Source organism: Enterobacter sp. KB-280D8, from assembly GCF_041399405.1.
Classification (GTDB): Bacteria; Pseudomonadota; Gammaproteobacteria; order Enterobacterales; family Enterobacteriaceae; genus Enterobacter; species Enterobacter cloacae_N.
The window spans coordinates 16,166-35,285 of the sequence record NZ_JBGKEC010000012.1; the positions used below are offsets into that span (position 1 = coordinate 16,166).

15 protein-coding genes are annotated in these 19,120 nt (G+C 55.1%); 13 read left to right on the forward strand and 2 right to left on the reverse strand.

The genetic code is table 11. The features are described from left to right. Positions 1-26 precede the first annotated feature (26 nt). A complete protein-coding gene (gene alkA / locus AB8818_RS20580; RefSeq protein WP_371200006.1) occupies positions 27-899 on the forward strand; it encodes a DNA-3-methyladenine glycosylase 2 in 873 nt (290 codons plus the stop codon). Here alkA and AB8818_RS20585 read toward each other — a convergent pair. Then, on the reverse strand, positions 864-4,193 hold the full coding sequence (locus tag AB8818_RS20585) for a diguanylate cyclase (protein WP_233002606.1): 3,330 nt from the start codon (positions 4,191-4,193) through the stop codon (positions 864-866). The genes alkA and AB8818_RS20585 overlap by 36 nt on opposite strands. A gap of 343 nt (positions 4,194-4,536) precedes the next feature. On the opposite strand from AB8818_RS20585, the gene udk reads away from it, so the two are divergent. The 3 genes from udk (at position 4,537) to asmA (ending at position 7,724) form a co-directional block, all read left to right on the forward strand. Continuing rightward, positions 4,537-5,178, forward strand: coding sequence for a uridine kinase (udk, locus tag AB8818_RS20590; RefSeq protein ID WP_008500855.1), 642 nt, complete (start codon positions 4,537-4,539; stop codon positions 5,176-5,178). Between the two features lie 91 nt (positions 5,179-5,269). Continuing rightward, positions 5,270-5,851 (forward strand): dCTP deaminase, encoded by a 582-nt coding sequence (gene dcd, locus AB8818_RS20595; protein WP_020883257.1) that lies wholly within the window; start codon positions 5,270-5,272, stop codon positions 5,849-5,851. A 22-nt stretch (positions 5,852-5,873) separates the two neighbouring features. Then, on the forward strand, positions 5,874-7,724 hold the full coding sequence (gene asmA / locus AB8818_RS20600; protein ID WP_163330202.1) for an outer membrane assembly protein AsmA: 1,851 nt from the start codon (positions 5,874-5,876) through the stop codon (positions 7,722-7,724). 130 nt (positions 7,725-7,854) lie between these two features. Here the strand turns inward: asmA and AB8818_RS20605 are convergent, their stop codons facing one another. Then, positions 7,855-9,438 (reverse strand): TerC family protein, encoded by a 1,584-nt coding sequence (locus tag AB8818_RS20605; RefSeq protein ID WP_116338784.1) that lies wholly within the window; start codon positions 9,436-9,438, stop codon positions 7,855-7,857. A 692-nt stretch (positions 9,439-10,130) separates the two neighbouring features. Between AB8818_RS20605 and AB8818_RS20610 the strand changes: the two genes are divergently transcribed. The 9 genes from AB8818_RS20610 (at position 10,131) to wcaF (ending at position 19,083) form a co-directional block, all read left to right on the forward strand. Beyond that, positions 10,131-11,270 carry a polysaccharide export protein gene (locus tag AB8818_RS20610; protein ID WP_014170829.1) on the forward strand — a complete coding sequence of 380 codons (1,140 nt, stop codon included), beginning with the start codon at positions 10,131-10,133 and terminating at the stop codon, positions 11,268-11,270. 6 nt (positions 11,271-11,276) lie between these two features. Continuing rightward, a complete protein-coding gene (gene wzb / locus AB8818_RS20615) occupies positions 11,277-11,720 on the forward strand; it encodes a low molecular weight protein-tyrosine-phosphatase Wzb (RefSeq protein ID WP_116338786.1) in 444 nt (147 codons plus the stop codon). Positions 11,721-11,722: 2 nt separating this feature from the next. Then, positions 11,723-13,885 carry a tyrosine-protein kinase Wzc gene (gene wzc / locus AB8818_RS20620; RefSeq protein WP_163330201.1) on the forward strand — a complete coding sequence of 721 codons (2,163 nt, stop codon included), beginning with the start codon at positions 11,723-11,725 and terminating at the stop codon, positions 13,883-13,885. Between the two features lie 116 nt (positions 13,886-14,001). After that, complete coding sequence (gene wcaA / locus AB8818_RS20625; RefSeq protein WP_116338790.1) at positions 14,002-14,844, forward strand: colanic acid biosynthesis glycosyltransferase WcaA; 843 nt, start codon at positions 14,002-14,004, stop codon at positions 14,842-14,844. Next, positions 14,844-15,335 (forward strand): colanic acid biosynthesis acetyltransferase WcaB, encoded by a 492-nt coding sequence (wcaB, locus tag AB8818_RS20630; protein ID WP_116338792.1) that lies wholly within the window; start codon positions 14,844-14,846, stop codon positions 15,333-15,335. Before wcaA ends, wcaB begins: the two co-directional genes overlap by 1 nt. Further along, positions 15,332-16,549 (forward strand): colanic acid biosynthesis glycosyltransferase WcaC, encoded by a 1,218-nt coding sequence (gene wcaC / locus AB8818_RS20635; RefSeq protein WP_192984956.1) that lies wholly within the window; start codon positions 15,332-15,334, stop codon positions 16,547-16,549. The genes wcaB and wcaC overlap by 4 nt, the downstream gene beginning before the upstream one ends. Then, positions 16,524-17,744, forward strand: a complete 1,221-nt coding sequence (gene wcaD / locus AB8818_RS20640) for a colanic acid polymerase WcaD (RefSeq protein ID WP_192984958.1) — start codon at positions 16,524-16,526, stop codon at positions 17,742-17,744. Before wcaC ends, wcaD begins: the two co-directional genes overlap by 26 nt. A 16-nt stretch (positions 17,745-17,760) precedes the next feature. Beyond that, positions 17,761-18,507, forward strand: a complete 747-nt coding sequence (gene wcaE / locus AB8818_RS20645) for a colanic acid biosynthesis glycosyltransferase WcaE (RefSeq protein WP_116338796.1) — start codon at positions 17,761-17,763, stop codon at positions 18,505-18,507. A 15-nt stretch (positions 18,508-18,522) separates the two neighbouring features. Continuing rightward, a complete protein-coding gene (gene wcaF / locus AB8818_RS20650) occupies positions 18,523-19,083 on the forward strand; it encodes a colanic acid biosynthesis acetyltransferase WcaF (protein WP_192984960.1) in 561 nt (186 codons plus the stop codon). The last annotated feature ends 37 nt before the right edge of the window (positions 19,084-19,120 follow it).

Genomic DNA, 19,120 nt, shown 5'->3' on the forward strand with positions numbered 1-19,120 from the left:
CTGATAACAATAAAAAAGGAGCAGCGATGTATACCCTGACCTGGCAACCCCCTTACGACTGGCAGTGGATGTTTGGCTTTCTCGGCGCGCGTGCGGTGACGGGCATTGAAACCGTCACGCACGACTACTATGAGCGCAGTTTTGCCTGCGACGGCCATCAGGGGATATTTCGCGTGACGCCGGAGATCGCCACCCATACGCTGACCGTGACGCTCAGCCCGGGGTTAGTTCCGGTTGCGCAGACGTGTCTTGAACGCATCGCACGCCTGTTCGACCTTGCCTGCAACCCGCAGCAGGTCGCGGATACGCTGGGGGATCTCGGCGCTGCCCGGCCCGGCTTGCGTTTGCCGGGGGCGATGGATGCGTATGAGCAGGGCGTCCGGGCGATCCTCGGGCAACTGGTGAGCGTGGCGATGGCGGCGAAACTGGCTTCCCGCGTGGTCGCCCTGAGCGGGGAGCCGGTGAAGGATGCACCGGGTTATGTCTGCTTTCCCTCCCCGGAAGCGCTGGCCTCAGCCGATCCGTTAGCGCTCAAAGCGCTCGGGATGCCGGTAAAACGCGCGGAGTCGCTGATTCATCTGGCGCAGTCGGTCGTCGACGGGGCGTTTCCGCTGACGCCGCCTGAGGACGTTGAGGCAGGTATGAAGGCGCTACAGCAGCGGCCGGGCATCGGGCGCTGGACGGCAAATTACCTGGCCCTGCGTGGCTGGCAGGCGAAAGATGTGTTTCTTCCGGATGATTATCTGATTAAGCAACGCTTCGCCGGGATGACGCCCGCGCAGATTCGGCGTTACGCCGAGCGCTGGCAGCCGTGGCGCTCCTACGCGCTGCTGCACATCTGGTATACCGACGGCTGGAAGCCGTCAGTTGATGGCGAAATAGCTGGTGTTGAGCAGTAGATCCAGCGGCTGCGGCTCGGCGATGGTGTCGCCATAGATAAAATCAATGCCGATGCCGGAAAGCGTATCCATCATGATGGGCTGGTTACAGGGGCCCGCGATGGTTTTCATCCCCAGACGCTGGGCGTGGCCCTGAACGATGGTCACCATCATCTCATCCATCAGATTGCCATACACGTTGCTCACCACCTCGGCGTCCAGCATCAGATAATCGGCCATGTTCGGGCTCAGGTGGGAGAAGACGTTCATGTCGCGCCCTATCTGGCTGAAGATCACCCGGCAGCCCGCTTGGCGAAGCTTTTGTAACCCTCGCTGCAGATTCTCATCCGGGTTACACACCGCGTCGGCTGCGATGACCAGATGCAGCAGACGGCCCGGCATAGGGCTGTTTTCGAGCAGGTCGAGAAGTTCATCGACAAGTGTCACGCTGGCTAAACCGGCCGCAGAAAGCGGCAGAGCTATCCCCATCCCTTTACGGGCAACCTGTGCAGCAGAGGTGCGGAAAAACTCACCAAAGATTCGTCTGTCGAGGGCGTGCAGCAGCTCAGGCTCCGCGAGGCCAGAACGGAAGGCGTGCTCCTCCTGGACTTCACCCTGGCTGGTCCACAGGCGTAGCGAAATCAGCCAGAAGTTACAGCTTTCCGGTATGCGCGGGGAGGCGACGCTGCGGGCGATCATCATCAGGTGATTGTCTTTAATCATGTGCCACTGTTCGTCCAGCGACATCATGCTGCGCGCGCTCAGATCTCGCTCCTGCTGCGGTTCGTATACCGTCACGATGCCGCGACCGCTGTTCTTCGAGGCATAACAGGCAATATCCGCCTGCGACATCACCTCTGACGCCAGGTGGTTATGTTCATCAATCAGCGTAATACCCGCGCTGGCCCCAATCCGATGCAGGCGGCCTTCCCACATAAAGTGATAGTCATTGATGGTATGGATCAGGCGACCGGTGATATAGCGCGCGCTCTCAATATTGCAGTCCGGCAGCAGCAGCCCAAACTCGTCGCCGCCCAGGCGCGCCAGCACGTCGCTGGAGCGAAGCAGGGTTAGCATCATGGAGGAGAGTTCCCGCAGCAGGGCATCCCCCGCCGCATGGCCTGCGGTATCATTGACGGCTTTGAAGCGGTCCAGATCGATGAAGACCAGCGCATGACGCTGACGCGTCTCACGAACGGTTTGCAGAAGTCGTTTGAGATGGTTTTCGAAGCTGACCCGGTTTGCCAGGTGGGTGAGGGCATCGTGCGACGCGCTGTAGCTCAGCTGACGCAGCATTTTGCGCGACTCGGTCACGTCCTGAATAACGATAACCGAGCCAATACTGTGCCCATCAAGGGTGCTGAGTGGCGTAATGCTGTAGTGAATATCAAACGATCCGCCTGTGCGGCAGTTCAGCACCACGTCCTGGTCGATATCGGAGCGTGAAATATCGCCGCTGTGAATGTTCTCCATCAACTGTCCACGTTCTCCGAAGGTGATGTGTAACACCTTCAGGATCGGCTGGCCGATGGCCTCGGTCTGCAGCCAACCGCTCATCTTCTCGGCGACAGGGTTCATAAAGGTGACGTTCATGTCGATATCGGTGCAGAGCACCGCTTCGCCGATGGAGTCGAGCGTGATGTGCAGACGTTCTTTTTCCTGGAACAGCGCTTCGTTAAGCTCCTTCACCTCGGTCATGTCCATGTTGATGCCGAGTAAACGTTCCACTTCACCCTCTTTATTCAGCACCCGGTTTGCCAGGGAGCGAATATGGCGTACGCCTTCCTTCACGCGGATACGGAATTCAAGCTTAAACGGCAGACGAGAGACCAGAGAATCCCGCAGCACCTGCTCCGCATGGGCGCGATCCTCTGGCAACATTCTGTCGTGCCAGAGCTGCCAGGTGGGCTTGATGTGCGGCGGAATTTCATACAGCTCAAACATCCGCTTATCCCAGCTGATGATGTCAGGCTGCAGATCCCACTCCCAGATGCCGATGCCGCCCGCTTCGTTGGCCAGCGTAATGCGCTCCATCAGACGCTTGTTGACCCACTCGGTCTGCTTCAGGTCGTTAATGTCTTCAATCTGGGCAATAAAATAGAGCGGTGAGCCGTCGGCATGGCGCACGACGGAGACGGCCAGAAGCGCCCAGACGACTTCCCCGTTGCGCGTGTAATAGCGCTTTTCGAGGGTGTAGGTGTTGATCTCGCCGTTGACCAGCTGCTCCAGCTGTTCCAGGTCGGTATGCAAATCTTCCGGCCAGGTCAGCTGCTGGAAGGTGAGCGACTGTAGCTCGGTCTGGCTGTAACCGAGGAAGTTGCACAGTGCCTTGTTAGCCTGAAGCCACTGGCCCTCTATGCTGACTAACGCCATACCGATGGCGGAATACTCCATCGCATTGCGAAAGCGCTCTTCGCTTTCGGTGATGTGTTTGCGCTCGGCACGGAAGGCATACATCACCATGGTCATCACGTTAGCGGGAAGGAGCAGCATCAGGAACGGCAGCCACGGCGCGTTCATCATCGGCCCGGCATGTTGGGTGGTCAGCGCCGAAGGGTTATGGGCAATCATCAGTGAAACGACCATCACGGTAACCAGAAACACCATGAACGCTTCCATCCGCGGCAAGCGCACGGCGCTCCACATAAGCAATACGATCACGCAGGTAAAGGGCCACGGCAGCCAGGTGATGGCAGCCCAACTGAGGGCCAGCGTCACGGCCATGGTAACCAGCGTTTCGAGCAGTAATCGCGGGTCACGGTGACGGAGCAGGTAATGGGATTTAAACAGCAGTCCAAGAGGCACCAGCGCCAGCGCGCCGATGGATTCGGACAACACCCAGACGATGAAATTACGCAGCGGCTCAGGGCCGGGGACCAGAAACGTCACCAGAATACCGCCCACCAGCGGCGGCACCAGCGCGCTGCCAATGGCCAGGCGGATCCAGTCGTTTAAATTTTGCAGCGGGTTATACCACGGAAGCAGCTTGCGCAGTAATACGGCGCCGATGACGGCCTCAATAACGTTTATTGCAGTGTAGGTGAGGTTTATCGATGCCCAGGAGAACAACATCCACGAGGCCAGAATATTGCCAAACGAACAGGCCAGGGCGATCCCGGGCCACATTTTTCCTGCATGGCGGTAAAACGCCACCATCATAATGGCGGTGGGAAACCAGAGCGGCGCCAGCAGGGTACCGAAGCGGGTGAGCTCCAGCGAAAATAAGGTAAAGATAAAGGTGACCAGGCCCAGACAGACAAGTCGCAATAAAGGATGTGGGGTGGTAACCAAAACCCGCTGGTATTGTTTATTCATTACCGCTTTATCCAGAGACGCCATGCCGTCAGGAGAGAAGTGCGCACGAGTGAATTTGATAATTTGGTTTATGCTAGTACAAACAATTTACAATTCATATGGCGGCTGCTCATAATTTGACATCATAGAGTTATTAAATAGTTACTCGCTAAAAAATTCCTGTTAAACGCTGAAAAAACGGTCATTAAAATTTCTTTCAGGGAGCAATGCGCCACTTTTCAGCCTGTCTCGCAGAACCTGCGCATTCGACTGGTATCACGCCCGCGAAATCCCTATAATTGCCGCGTTTGACGCTCCGGCGTCGTCCTTCCTTAACATCCAGGTTATTCAGGTCGCTAAATTTATGACTGATAAGTCTCATCAGTGCGTCATTATAGGCATCGCCGGCGCATCGGCTTCAGGTAAAAGTCTAATTGCCAGTACGCTTTATCGCGAACTGCGTGAACAAGTAGGTGATGAGCACATCGGCGTCATTCCCGAAGACAGCTATTACAAAGATCAATCCCATCTGTCGATGGAAGAGCGCGTAAAAACCAACTACGACCATCCGAATGCGATGGATCACAGTTTACTGTTCCAGCATTTAGAAGCCCTCAAGAGCGGCCAGGCTATTGAACTGCCCGTTTACAGTTACGTAGAACACACCCGCACCCAGGAAACGATCCGCATCGAGCCAAAGAAGGTCATTATCCTTGAAGGCATCCTGCTCCTGACCGACGCCCGCCTGCGCGAATCCATGAACTTCTCCATCTTCGTCGATACCCCGCTGGACATCTGCCTGATGCGCCGCATCAAGCGTGACGTTAACGAGCGCGGCCGTTCGATGGACTCCGTCATGGCGCAATACCAGAAAACGGTCCGTCCGATGTTCCTGCAGTTTATTGAACCATCCAAACAATACGCCGATATCATCGTCCCTCGCGGGGGCAAAAACCGCATTGCGATTGATATCTTAAAAGCGAAAATCAGTCAGTTTTTTGAATAAGCCGCGCGAATTGTGTACCGTTCAGAGATAACCTGGTTTTACCCTGAGTGTTTAAGGCCTCAGGGTACGATGCATGAAAGGAGAAAGTGCCATGCGTCTTTGCGATCGCGATATTGAAGCCTGGCTGGATGAAGGCCGTTTGTCTATTACCCCGCGTCCCCCGGTGGAGCGTATCAATGGGGTGACCGTTGATGTACGGTTGGGGAATAAATTCCGCACATTTAGTGGCCACACTGCGCCGTTCATCGACCTCAGCGGGCCGAAGGATGAAGTCAGCGCCGCGCTCGATCGCGTTATGAGTGATGAAATCGTCATTGACGAAGGCGAAGCTTTTTATCTGCATCCAGGCGAACTGGCGCTGGCGGTGACGTATGAATCCGTGACCCTGCCTGCGGATCTCGTCGGCTGGCTTGATGGCCGTTCTTCTCTGGCCCGCCTGGGGCTGATGGTTCACGTCACCGCGCACCGTATCGACCCAGGCTGGTCCGGCCGTATCGTGCTGGAGTTCTTCAACGCCGGCAAACTGCCGCTGGCGCTGCGCCCTGGAATGATGATTGGTGCGTTAAGCTTTGAACCGCTGACAGGCCCGGCAGACAGGCCCTACAACCGCCGCCAGGACGCAAAATACCGCGACCAGCAGGGTGCGGTTGCCAGCCGTATTGATAAAGACTGATCGTTAGTCCACTGAGGATGCCATGAGAAGAGTTCTGACAACGCTGATGATTTTGCTGGTGGTGCTGGTTGCTGGCCTTTCGGCGTTGGTTCTGCTGGTTAACCCGAATGATTTCCGCGCTTATATGGTGCGGCAGGTCGAGGCACGCAGTGGTTACCAACTGAAGCTTGACGGGCCGCTGCGCTGGCACGTCTGGCCACAGCTCAGCATTCTCTCTGGCCGCATGTCGTTAACCGCACCGGGCGCCGCACAGCCGCTGGTCTCTGCGGACAACATGCGTCTTGACGTGGCGCTGATCCCGCTTATTTCCCATCAGCTGCAGGTTAACCAGGTGATGCTGAAGGGCGCGGTCATTCAGCTTACCCCGCAAACCGAAGCCGTGCGCGACGCGAATGCACCGGTCGCGCCGCGCGAGAATACCTTACCGGATGAACCGTCCGATACGGGCTGGTCGTTTGATATAGGCAAACTGAAAGTTGCCGATAGCGTGCTGGTGTTCCAGCATGAGGATCAGGAGCAGGTCACCGTTCGCAACATCAACCTGCAGATGGAGCAGGATGAACACCATCTTGCGTCGCTGGAATTTAGCGGACGGGTGAATCGCGACCAGCGGGATCTGACCCTCTCGTTGAATGCAAATGTGAATGCGTCGGACTACCCGCATCAGCTCACGGCTGACATCCAGCAGCTTAACTGGCAGCTGACGGGGGCGGATCTCCCTACCCAGGGGATCACCGGACAGGGGACGCTGCAGGCCGTATGGCGCGAAGAACAAAAACAGCTGGCGCTGGATAACCTCAATCTGCAGGCCAACGACAGCAGCCTGAAGGGGCAGGCGAGCGTCACGCTTGACGAAAAGCCGAAGTGGGTGCTGAACCTGCAGTTTGACAAGCTCAACCTGGAGAACATCCTGCCACCGCTGCCGGCAAGCGCAACGGACAGCGATGCGACCCAGACGGGGCAAAGCCAGTCACCGGTGTCGCGTCCGGTTATCTCGTCTAACCTTGAACAGCCTGACTATAACGTTTTGCGCGGCTTCACCGCCGATATTGCGCTGAAAGCCAACAGCGTGCGCTGGCGCGGCATTGATTTTACCGATGTGAGCGGCAAGATGTTCAACCACAACGGGTTGCTGGCGATCTCCGAACTGAGCGGCAAAATGGGGGCAGGGCATCTTTCGCTGCCAGGAACGCTGGACGTGCGTAAGGACGTTGCCAGCGCTGAATTCCAGCCGCGTCTCGACAACGTTGAGATTGGCAGCATCCTCAAAGCCTTTAACTATCCGATATCCCTGACGGGGCAGTTAACGCTGGCGGGGGATTTCTCAGGCACCAAAATTGATGCCAACGCCTTCCGCCGGGAGTGGCAGGGTGAAGCGCACGTTGACCTGAAAGATTCCCGTATGGAGGGGCTCAACTTCCAGCAGCTTGTCCAGCAGGCGGTGGAGCGCAGCAGCGATGTTAAAGCGCAGGAAAACTACGACAGCGCAACGCGCCTCGACAGCTTCACCACGGATCTGACGCTGGATAACGGGATACTGACCCTTGCCGGGATGCAGGGAACCTCGTCCATGTTGTCGTTAACCGGAGAAGGCTCGCTGGATCTGGTCAAAGAGACGGCGGACACGCGCTTTAACGTCCGGGTACTTTCCGGCTGGCAGGGCGAAAGCAAGCTGATTGATTTCCTTAAAGAGACACCGGTTCCGCTTAGCGTATACGGCAAATGGCAGGCGCTGAACTACAGCCTTCAGGTGGATCAGATCCTGCGTAAGCATCTGCAGGATGAAGCGAAACGTCGGCTTAACAGCTGGGCGGATCGTAACAAAGATTCCCAGAATGGCAAGGATGTGAAGAAGCTGCTGGATAAGCTTTGAGGTTCGTGGTGCCGGGTGGCGGCTACGCCTTACCCGGCTGCCAGTGCGGCCTGATGCGCTCACCCCAGCCCTCTCCCACGGGAGAGGGAGCAAACCCTAAAACGGCAACCTGGTTGCCGTTTTGTTTTATCTATACCTCAAAATCCAGCTCTTCCTCATCCCGCAGTGGAATAAGCTGCACTTTCTGCACACGATGGTTTTCAATCTGCAGGGTTTTAAGCAGATAGTCGCCCACCTGAACCTCTTCCCCGGTCTGCGGGATGCGCTGTAAATACTCCATCAGCAGGCCGGCAATGGTGTGGTATTCCCGTTTTTCGTCCAGCGGCAGCGGCACGTACTGCACCAGGTCTTCCAGCGGCATGTGGCCGTTGGCCGTCCACGAGCCGTCCGCGTTTTTCTGGATGTCGTGGCGGGCATCAATCTCATCCACCTCGTTTGGCAGATTACCGGCGATGGTTTCCATCACGTCGCTGAGCGTGACCAGCCCTTCCACCGAACCAAACTCATCCACCACGAAGGCAAAGTGCGTGCGCGCGTTACGAAATTGCTCAAGGGCAGAGAGCAGCGGTAGCCCTTCCGGGAAGACCAGCGGCTGGCGCACCAGCGCGCGCAGGTTGAGCGGCTCGCCGCGAAGCTGCTGCTGGAGCAGGTCAATAACGTGCACCACGCCCAGCAGCTCCTCTTCCTCTTCACCGCCGGTCACTACCACGCGGGTATGCTGATTCTTATCCAGCAGGGCGCGGACCCGATCTTCCGGTGCCGTGAGGTCAATATGCTCAATGTCATGCCGGGAAGTCATGATGCTGCTCACCGTGCGCTGATTGAGGTTGAGCACCCGCTCGATCATCAGCCGCTCCTGTGGGTTAAAGATCTGCCCGTCGCTGTGATCGGCAAGCAGGGCGGAGGATTCGGCGTCCAGCTCGGCATCCTCTTTCCTGCCGCTCAGCAGGCGCATGACGGTTTCGGCCGTGCGCTGGCGCAGGGTCTGATTCGCGGAGAGAAACCGGCGGCGGTTAAATATCGCCAACTGGTTGAGCGCTTCAATCATGACGGAGAAGCCAATGGCGGCGTACAGGTAACCTTTCGGAATATGGAACCCGAAGCCGTCGGCGACCAGGCTGAAGCCGATCATCAACAGGAAGCTGAGACAGAGGATCACGATGGTCGGGTGGCTGTTCACAAAGCGGGTCAGCGCTTTGCTCGCCATCACCATCAGCGTGATGGCGATGATCACCGCAGCCATCATGACGGCCAGATGGTCCACCATCCCGACGGCGGTAATCACCGAATCCAGAGAGAAGACGGCATCGAGCACCACAATTTGCGCCACCACCGGCCAGAATCTTGCCCCACGTCGCTGGGTCGGGTTCTCGCTGTCTTTGCCTTCGAGCCGCTCGTTAAGCTCCACCGTGGCTTTGAACAGCAGGAACAGCCCGCCGAAGAGCATGATCAGGTCGCGGGCGCTAAAGCTCAGACCGCGAACGGAGAACAGAGGCTGAGTGAGCGTGACCATCCAGGAGATAGAGGCCAGCAGCAGTAAACGCATCACCATCGCCAGCAGCAGACCCGTCACGCGCGCGCGGTCGCGCTGGGAAGGGGGCAGTTTTTCAGCGAGGATGGCGATAAAGACCAGATTATCAATCCCGAGCACTAATTCGATGACGACCAGCGTCACCAGCCCGGCCCAGATTGATGGATCGGCAATCCATTCCATAGTAATAGCAATACCTTCTGTTATATGACGAATGTCACACTTCGATCATGGATAAAGCTGGGGGAAAATGCAATGTCGGGCTGAGATTTCTCTTAATACGAAGCGTAAAAAAGAGAGCAATCTCAGGTGGGTGTAAATAAGCGAAATACGCATATTTTATTATTATGAAAACATTTTAGGATATATCGCAGGTAATGATATTTGCTCTCTTTTTGTCAATATAAAGAAAATCCTAAAAGGTCAAAACTTTGCTCTTAATATTAATCTTAAAAACAGATATTAGGACAGTTGTCTCCTTGCCTGCTATTAGGTTAGCTGCAACAATTCTCCCAGCATCAAATGTTAAATCTTGTTGTTGCTATTATTGTTTTGGTCTTCGGAATGGTCATTCATTATCCGCTGTGTATTTCAAGCGGCTGAAATATTGCCAGAAGACCTTACTCAAGAGGGTGTCTATCCATAACACATTGTTTAGTCAGTGGATTGGTAACTGAAAGCCAAGGGCGGTAGCGTGCCTGAAAGCGTGTGAATCAGCCTCGATTATTCTGTCAATAGCCAATGGATGAATAAGCTTTTTTTAGGACTGATGCCAGTTATATTTCTATTTGATTAACTGCATGCTGAAACCCAATACGTCTCAAGCTTATTTAAATTGCACAGGATAATTACTCTGCCAAAGTGATAAATAATCAATGATGAAATCCAAAATGAAATTGATGCCATTATTGGTGTCTGTGACCTTGATGAGTGGTTGCACGGTCTTTCCCGGCAGCAATATGTCAACAATGGGTAAGGATGTGATCAAGCAACAGGATGCCGATTTTGATCTCGACAAAATGGTGAATGTTTATCCACTTACGCCACGTCTGGTCGAACAATTACGTCCACGTCCGAATGTTGCCCAGCCGAATATGTCTCTGGACCAGGAAATTGCCTCCTATCAGTATCGCGTGGGGCCGGGCGACGTGATCAACGTGACCGTCTGGGATCACCCTGAACTGACCACGCCAGCGGGCCAGTACCGCAGCTCAAGCGACACCGGGAACTGGGTACAGTCAGATGGCACCATGTTCTATCCGTACATTGGTAAAGTGCATGTCGCCGGGAAAACGCTCGCCGAAATCCGTAGTGATATTACCGGCCGCTTAGCGCAGTACATTGCCGACCCGCAGGTGGACGTTAATATCGCCGCATTCCGCTCGCAAAAAGCCTATATCTCCGGACAGGTGAACAAATCCGGCCAGCAGGCCATCACCAACGTTCCGCTCACTGTTCTGGACGCCATTAACGCCGCGGGCGGCCTAACCGACGGAGCCGACTGGCGCAACGTGGTGCTGACCCACAACGGCAAAGAGCAGCGCATTTCGCTGCAGGCGCTGATGCAAAACGGCGACCTGACCCAGAACCGCCTGCTCTATCCGGGCGATATTCTCTACGTACCGCGCAACGACGATCTGAAAGTCTTCGTGATGGGTGAAGTGAAGAAACAGAGCACCCTCAAAATGGACTTCAGCGGCATGACTCTGACCGAAGCCCTGGGTAATGCGGAAGGTATCGATCTGACCACGTCCAATGCGACCGGTATCTTCGTCATCCGTCCGCTGAAAGGTGAAGGCAGTGCGAAGGGCAAAATTGCCAACATCTACCAGCTGGATATGTCCGATGCGACGTCTCTGGTGATGGCGACGGAGTTCCGTCTCCAGCCTTACGATGTGGTGTACGTCACCACCGCGCCGGTTGCCCGCTGGAACCGTCTGATCAACCAGTTGCTGCCAACCATCAGTGGCGTTCGCTACATGACGGATACGGCGCGCGACATTCATACCTGGTAATCCGCGATGTTTAACAAAATTCTGGTGGTATGCGTGGGGAACATTTGCCGTTCCCCCACGGCTGAACGGCTGTTGAAACAGTACCAGCCTGAGTTAACGGTCGATTCCGCAGGGCTGGGCGCGCTGGTGGGCAAAGGTGCCGACGAGCGCGCAACGAGCGTGGCCCGCGATCATAACCTCTCTCTTGACGGGCATATCGCCCGCCAGGTCACCGGCCGCATGTGCCGGGAGTATGACCTGATTCTGGCAATGGAAAAACGCCATATTCATGCGCTATGCGATATCGCTCCGGAGATGCGCGGCAAGGTGATGCTGTTTGGTCACTGGGACAATGAACGCGAAATTCCCGATCCGTATCGCAAAAGCCATGAGGCCTTCGAGGCGGTTTACACCTTACTTGACCAGTCTGCCCAACAGTGGGCGCAGGCACTGAAAGCTCAGCAGGGATAACAATGACAGAAAAAACAAAACCTTCTGCCGCCCCGACTTCGGGCAGTGATGAAATTGATATTGGTCGCCTGGTCGGCACGGTTATCGAGGCAAAGTGGTGGGTGCTTGGCATTACCGCCGTCTTTGCCGCGGCGGCCGTTATTTATACGCTCTTTGCGACGCCTATCTACAGCGCCGACGCGCTGGTACAGATTGAACAGAACACCGGCAACTCGCTGGTGCAGGATATCGGCTCCGCGCTGGCGAACAAGCCGCCGGCGTCCGACGCTGAAATTCAGCTGATCCAGTCGCGTCTGGTACTGGGCAAAACGGTTCACGACCTCGGCCTTGACATCTCCGTCACCAAAAATACGTTCCCGATCTTTGGTGCCGGCTGGGATCGTCTGATGGGGCGCAGCAATGACACCGTGAAGGTGACTGACTTTGTGCTGCCGAAAGGGGCAGGGGATCAAACCTTTACCCTGACGGTGCTTGGCCCGAAACAGTATCAGCTGACCAGCGATGCGGGCTTTAGCGCGCGCGGCGAAGTGGGGCAGATGCTGACCAAAGATGGCGTTAGCATGATGGTCACCGCCATCAACGCTCAGGAGGGGGGGGAATTTACCGTCACCAAATTCTCCACGCTGGGCATGATCAACAATCTGCAAAATAACCTGACCGTCACTGAAAACGGTAAGGACACCGGCGTGCTGAGCATGACCTTTACCGGTGAAGATAAGGATCAAATCCGCGACATCCTGAACAGCATTACCCGCAACTACCTTGAGCAGAACGTCGAGCGCAAGTCGGCGGAAGCGGCGAAAAGCCTGGCGTTCCTCTCTAAACAGCTCCCGGAAGTGCGTGCCCGTCTGGACGATGCCGAGAACAAGCTGAACGCCTTCCGTCAGGATAAAGACTCCGTCGACCTGCCGCTGGAGGCCAAATCGGTTCTCGACTCCATGGTGAATATTGATGCGCAGCTCAACGAGCTGACCTTCAAAGAGGCGGAGATTTCCAAGCTTTACACCAAACGCCACCCGGCTTACCGCACGCTGCTGGAAAAACGCCGTACCCTTGAAGAGGAGAAGGCGAAGCTGAACGACCGCGTGACCGCGATGCCGAAAACGCAGCAGGAGATCGTGCGCCTGACTCGCGACGTGGAGTCCGGACAGCAGGTTTACATGCAACTGCTGAACAAACAGCAGGAGCTGAAAATCACCGAGGCCAGCACCGTGGGTGATGTGCGCATCGTTGACCCGGCCATTACCCAGCCTGGCGTGCTGAAGCCGAAGAAAGCGCTGATTATTCTCGGCAGCATTATTCTTGGCCTGATGCTCTCTATCGTCGGCGTGCTGCTGCGCTCGCTGTTCAACCGCGGCATCGAAAGCCCGCAGGTGCTGGAAGAGAATGGGATCAACGTTTACGCCAGCATCCCGCTCTCCGAGTGGCAAAAATCCCGTGACAGCGTCAAGACCATCAAGGGCGTTAAGCGTTACAAACAGAGCCAGCTGCTGGCCGTGGGTAACCCAACCGACCTGGCGATTGAAGCGATACGCAGCCTGCGTACCAGCCTGCACTTCGCCATGATGCAGGCTAAAAACAACGTACTGATGTTAACCGGCGTCAGCCCGTCTATCGGTAAGACCTTTGTGTGCGCCAACCTGGCGGCCGTGGTCAGCCAGACCAACAAGCGCGTGCTGCTGATCGACTGCGATATGCGTAAGGGCTACACCCACGAGCTGCTGGGCACCAACAACGTGAACGGTCTGTCGGAAATCCTGCTGGGTCAGGGGGAGATTAGCCAGAGCGCCAAGCCGACCTCGATTCCGAGATTCGACCTGATCCCACGTGGTCAGGTGCCGCCTAACCCGTCTGAACTGCTGATGAGCGAACGCTTCACCCAGCTGATTGAGTGGGCGAGCAAACACTATGACCTGGTGCTGATCGATACGCCGCCGATTCTGGCCGTGACCGATGCGGCCGTGGTGGGGCGCCATGCGGGCACCACGCTGATGGTGGCACGCTATGCGGTGAATACCCTGAAAGAAGTGGAAACCAGCCTGAGCCGCTTCGAGCAGAACGGGATTGAGGTGAAAGGGGTCATTCTGAACTCCATCTTCCGCCGCGCGACCGGGTACCAGGATTACGGCTATTACGAGTACGAATACAAGTCTGACAGTAAATAACAAAACACCCCCCCTCACCCTAACCCTCTCCCCTGAGGGGAGAGGGAACTGTCCGGTGCCGCCTTTCACCCTCTCCCCTCAGGGGAGAGGGCCGGGGTGAGGGGTAGGAGGAAAAGATGACCACACAACGCCCTTTGATTTCTATCTATATGCCGACATGGAACCGTCAGCAGCTGGCGATCCGCGCAATCAAGTCGGTCTTACGTCAGGATTACGATAACTGGGAACTGATCGTCGTGGATGACTGTTCTTCCTCGTATGAACAGCTGCAAAAATTTGTTACCGATCTCAACGACCCGCGCGTGATGTACACGCACAACGCCATCAACTCCGGGGCCTGTGCGGTGCGTAATCAGGCAATTATGCAGGCCAAAGGGCAGTATCTGACCGGCATCGACGACGATGACGAATGGACGCCGAACCGCCTGTCCGTCTTCCTGTCGCATAAAGAGCAGCTGGTTACGCACGCGTTTCTGTATGCCAACGACTACGTGTGTCAGGGCGAGGTGTATTCGCAGCCTGCCAGCCTGCCGCTGTATCCGAAATCACCGTACTCTCGCCGCCTGTTCTACAAGCGCAACATTATCGGCAATCAGGTATTTACCTGGGCGTGGCGCTTTAAAGAGTGCCTGTTCGATACCGAACTGAAGGCCGCGCAGGATTACGATATCTTCCTGCGCATGGTGGTGGAATACGGCGAGCCGTGGAAAGTGGAAGAGGCCACGCAGATCCTGCACATCAACCACGGGGAGATGCAGATCACCTCCTCGCCGAAGAAGTTCTCCGGCTATTTCCATTTTTACCGCAAGCACAAGGACAAGTTTGACCGTGCCAGCCGTAAATATCAGCTCTTTACCCTGTATCAGATCCGCAACAAGCGCATGAACTGGCGCACGTTGCTGACGCTGCTCTCCGTGCGTAACGGCAAGCGTCTGGCCGACGGGCTTCGGGGGAAATAATGTTTCTGGAAGATTGCCGCGCAAACAGCTGGAGCCTGCGCCCGTGCTGCATGGTTCTGGCGTACCGCATCGCGCACTTTTGCTCGGTGTGGCGCAAGAAAAATGTACTGAACAACATCTGGGCGGCCCCCGTGCTGGTGCTGTACCGCATCATCACCGAATGCTTTTTTGGGTATGAGATTCAGGCTGCGGCCACCATTGGCCGCCGCTTTACCATCCATCACGGCTATGCGGTGGTGATCAACAAGTTCGTGGTCGCCGGAGATGATTTCACCATTCGTCATGGAGTCACCATTGGCAACCGTGGGCCTGACAGCCTGGCCTGCCCGGTCATCGGCAACAACGTCGAGCTGGGCGCGAACGTGGTGGTTATTGGCGACATTACGATAGGTAACAACGTGACGATCGGGGCGGGCAGCGTTGTGCTGGACAGCATCCCCGATAACGCGCTGGTGGTGGGAGAGAAAGCCCGCGTGAAGGTGATTAAATGAACATTCTGCAATTTAACGTGCGCCTCGCAGAAGGCGGGGCGGCAGGCGTGGCGCTGGATCTGCACCAGCGCGCGCTGCAAAAAGGACTCCAGTCTCGTTTTATTTACGGCTACGGCAAAGGCGGCAAAAAAAGCGTCAGCCACGATAACTATCCGCAGGTGCACAAGCACACGCCGCGTCTGACCTCTGTTGCCAACATTGCGCTGTTCCGCCTGTTTAACCGCGATCTGTTTGGTAACCTCAACAGTCTTTATCGCACCGTGACCCGTACATCGGGTCCGGTTGTGCTGCATTTCCACGTGCTGCACAGCTACTGGCTGAATCTGGAAGAGGTGGTGGCGTTTTGTCAGAAGGTGCAGGCCCACAAGCCTGACACTCGCTTCGTCTGGACGCTGCACGATCACTGGAGCGTGACCGGACGCTGCGCGTTTACCGACGGCTGCGAAGGCTGGAAAGATAACTGCCAGAAATGCCCGACATTAAGCAATTACCCGCCGGTGAAGGTGGATCGCGCGCATCAGCTGGTAGACGGAAAGCGCCAGCTGTTCCGCGACATGCTCTCGCTCGGCTGCACGTTTATCTCCCCGAGCCAGCACGTAGCCGATGCCTTCAACAGCCTGTATGGGGCAGGGCGCTGTCAGATTATCAATAACGGCATCGACGTGGCGACGGAAGCCATCCTGGCCGAGCTGACCCCGGTGGCGGACACCGCGGGTAAACCGAAAATCGCCATCGTTGCGCACGATCTGCGTTACGACGGTAAAACCAACCAGCAGCTGGTGCGCGACATGATGGCGCTGGGTGACAGGATCGAGCTTCATACCTTCGGCAAGTTTTCCCCGTTCGAAGGGGCCAACGTGGTGAACCACGGGTTTGAGACCGACAAGCGCAAGCTGATGAGCGCCCTCAACGGTATGGACGCGCTGGTGTTCAGCTCCCGTGTGGATAACTACCCGCTGATCCTCTGCGAAGCGCTCTCCATCGGCGTGCCGGTGATTGCCACCCACAGCGATGCGGCGCGTGAAGTGCTGGAAAAATCCGGCGGGAAAACCTTCGCGGAGCAGGAAGTCCTGCCGCTGGTGCAGCTGCCGAAGGCGCAGATCGCCGAGGCCGTTTTTGGCACTGACCTGGAATCGTTCCGCAACCACAGCCGCAAGGCCTACAGTGGACAACAGATGCTGGAGGAGTATGTCTCGTTCTATCAGAATCTGTAGTTATCTGCTGCTGCCGCTGATCTACCTGCTGGTCAACGTCAAAATTGCCCAGCTCGGCGAAAGCTTCCCGATAACCATCGTGACCTTCCTGCCCGTTCTGCTTCTGCTGTATGTCGATAAAATCAACCTGAAGAAGCTGATGATTGCCCTGGGGCTGGGCACGGGCCTGACGCTGTTTAACTACATCTTTGGCCAGTCGCTGGATGCCAGTAAATACGTCACGTCGACCATGCTGTTTGTTTATATCGTCATTATTATTGGCATGGTCTGGAGTATTCGCTTCAAAACTATTTCACCGCACAATTATAGGAAAATCCTCAGGTTCTTTTATATTGTCGTTGCGTTAATTGTTATGCTTGCCGCCCTGGAAATGGCGCAAATTATTTTGACCGGTGGCAGCAGCCTGATGGAGATAATTTCGAAATATCTCATTTACAGTAACAGCTATGTGCTGAACTTCATTAAGTTTGGCGGGAAGCGTACGACGGCGCTCTATTTTGAACCAGCGTTTTTCGCTCTGGCGTTAATCTCAATTTGGCTCAGCATCAAACAGTTTGGTATCAAAACGCCTAAGACCGATGCTATGATTCTTGCAGGAATCGTTCTGTCTGGATCGTTCTCAGGGGTAATGACGTTTATCCTGTTTTACCTGCTGGAGTGGGCGTTCCAGTACCTGAACAAAGATGCGATTAAGAAAAAACTGCCGCTGGCGATTATCTCCCTGACGGTATTTATGGTCGGCGTGATATTTGCCTTCCCGTACATCTCAGAACGTCTGGGAGATTTGGGAACGGAAGGGTCATCGTCCTATTATCGCATCATTGGTCCGCTGGTGATGGTGGGTTATTCCTTAACCCATATTGATGGTGTAGTAAGATTCGGCTCACTTTATGAATATGTTGCATCATTCGGAATCTTTAACGGTGCGGATGTCGGTAAAACCATAGACAATGGTCTGTATCTGTTAATTATTTATTTTTCATGGTTCGCCGTACTGTTGACGTTGTGGTATCTGTTTAAAGTTTTCAAAATGATGATCAACGCGTTTGGTGATAACCAGAACTTTCGCGTGCAGCTTTATCTTTTTACGCCGGTGTCGCTGTTTTTTACCGGGTCAATATTTAGCCCGGAATATGCTTTCTTGATTGTCTGTCCGTTTATTTTGCGCAAGGCGCTTAATATTACGAACGTATGACGAAATGAGGTGATTTATGTTTCTTAGCGTCATTACTGTCGCTTTTCGTAATTACGAAGGGGTAGTAAAAACCTGGCGCTCGCTGCGCAACCTGGCGCGCGATCCGAGCCTCACCTTTGAGTGGATTGTGGTCGACGGCGGCTCGAACGATGGCACGGCGGAGTTTCTGGAAAAACTCAACGGTGAGTTCAACTTACGCTACATCAGCGAGAAAGATAAAGGCATCTACGATGCGATGAATAAAGGCATTAATATGGCCCAGGGCCGTTATGCCATCTTCCTCAATTCCGGCGATATTTTCCACGACGACGTGGCGCTGTTTGCCCGTCAGCTGGCGCGCCAGAAAGAGGATGCCATGTATATTGGCGATGCGCTGCTCGATTTTGGTGACGGACATAAAGTGTGCCGTAGTGCGAAGCCAGGCTGGTATATCTACCACAGTTTGCCCGCCAGCCATCAGGCCATTTTCTTCCCGGTAAAAGGTCTGAAAAAACAGCCTTACGATTTGCAGTACAAGGTGTCATCTGATTATGCGCTGGCCGCCAGCCTGTATAAATCAGGTTACCCTTTCCGTCGAATTAAAGGGCTGGTGTCTGAATTCTCGATGGGCGGCGTGTCAACGTCAAATAATCTGGAATTATGCCAGGACGCAAAAAACGTGCAGCGTCAAATATTACGCGTGCCGGGATTCTGGGCGGAATTGTCTTATTTATTACGCCTGCGTACCACGGGCAAAACGAAAACCTTATATAACAAAGCCTGAATATAAGGAAACGCAATGCAGGATTTAAAAGGTTTCTCCGTACCGAAAGGTTTTCGGGGCGGGAACGGTATTAAGGTACAGCTGTGGTGGGCGGTTCAGGCAACCTTATTTGCCTGGTCGCCGCAAATACTGTACCGCTGGCGAGCCTTTTTATTGCGCCTGTTTGGCGCAAAAATAGGAAAAAACGTAGTCATCCGACCTTCTGTGAAAATTACCTATCCGTGGAAATTAACGCTTGGGGATTACGCATGGGTTGGGGATGACGCGGTGCTATATACCCTGGGCGAGATTACGATTGGCGCAAATTCGGTGGTTTCACAGAAATGTTATTTGTGCACCGGCAGCCACGACTTTATGAGCCCGCATTTTGATATTACCGCTTCGCCTATTGCGATCGGCGAAAAATGCTGGCTGGCAACGGATGTTTTTGTTGCACCGGGTGTTTCTGTTGGCGATGGCACGGTAGTGGGTGCCCGCAGCAGCGTTTTTAAATCGCTACCGGCAAATAAAGTTTGCCGTGGCAACCCCGCAGTGGTGATACGCGAACGCGTTGAAACGAAGAGCCTTGTTAAGTAGGCGTAATCGTTGCAGGCAGTTTGAACGCGGACTGCGC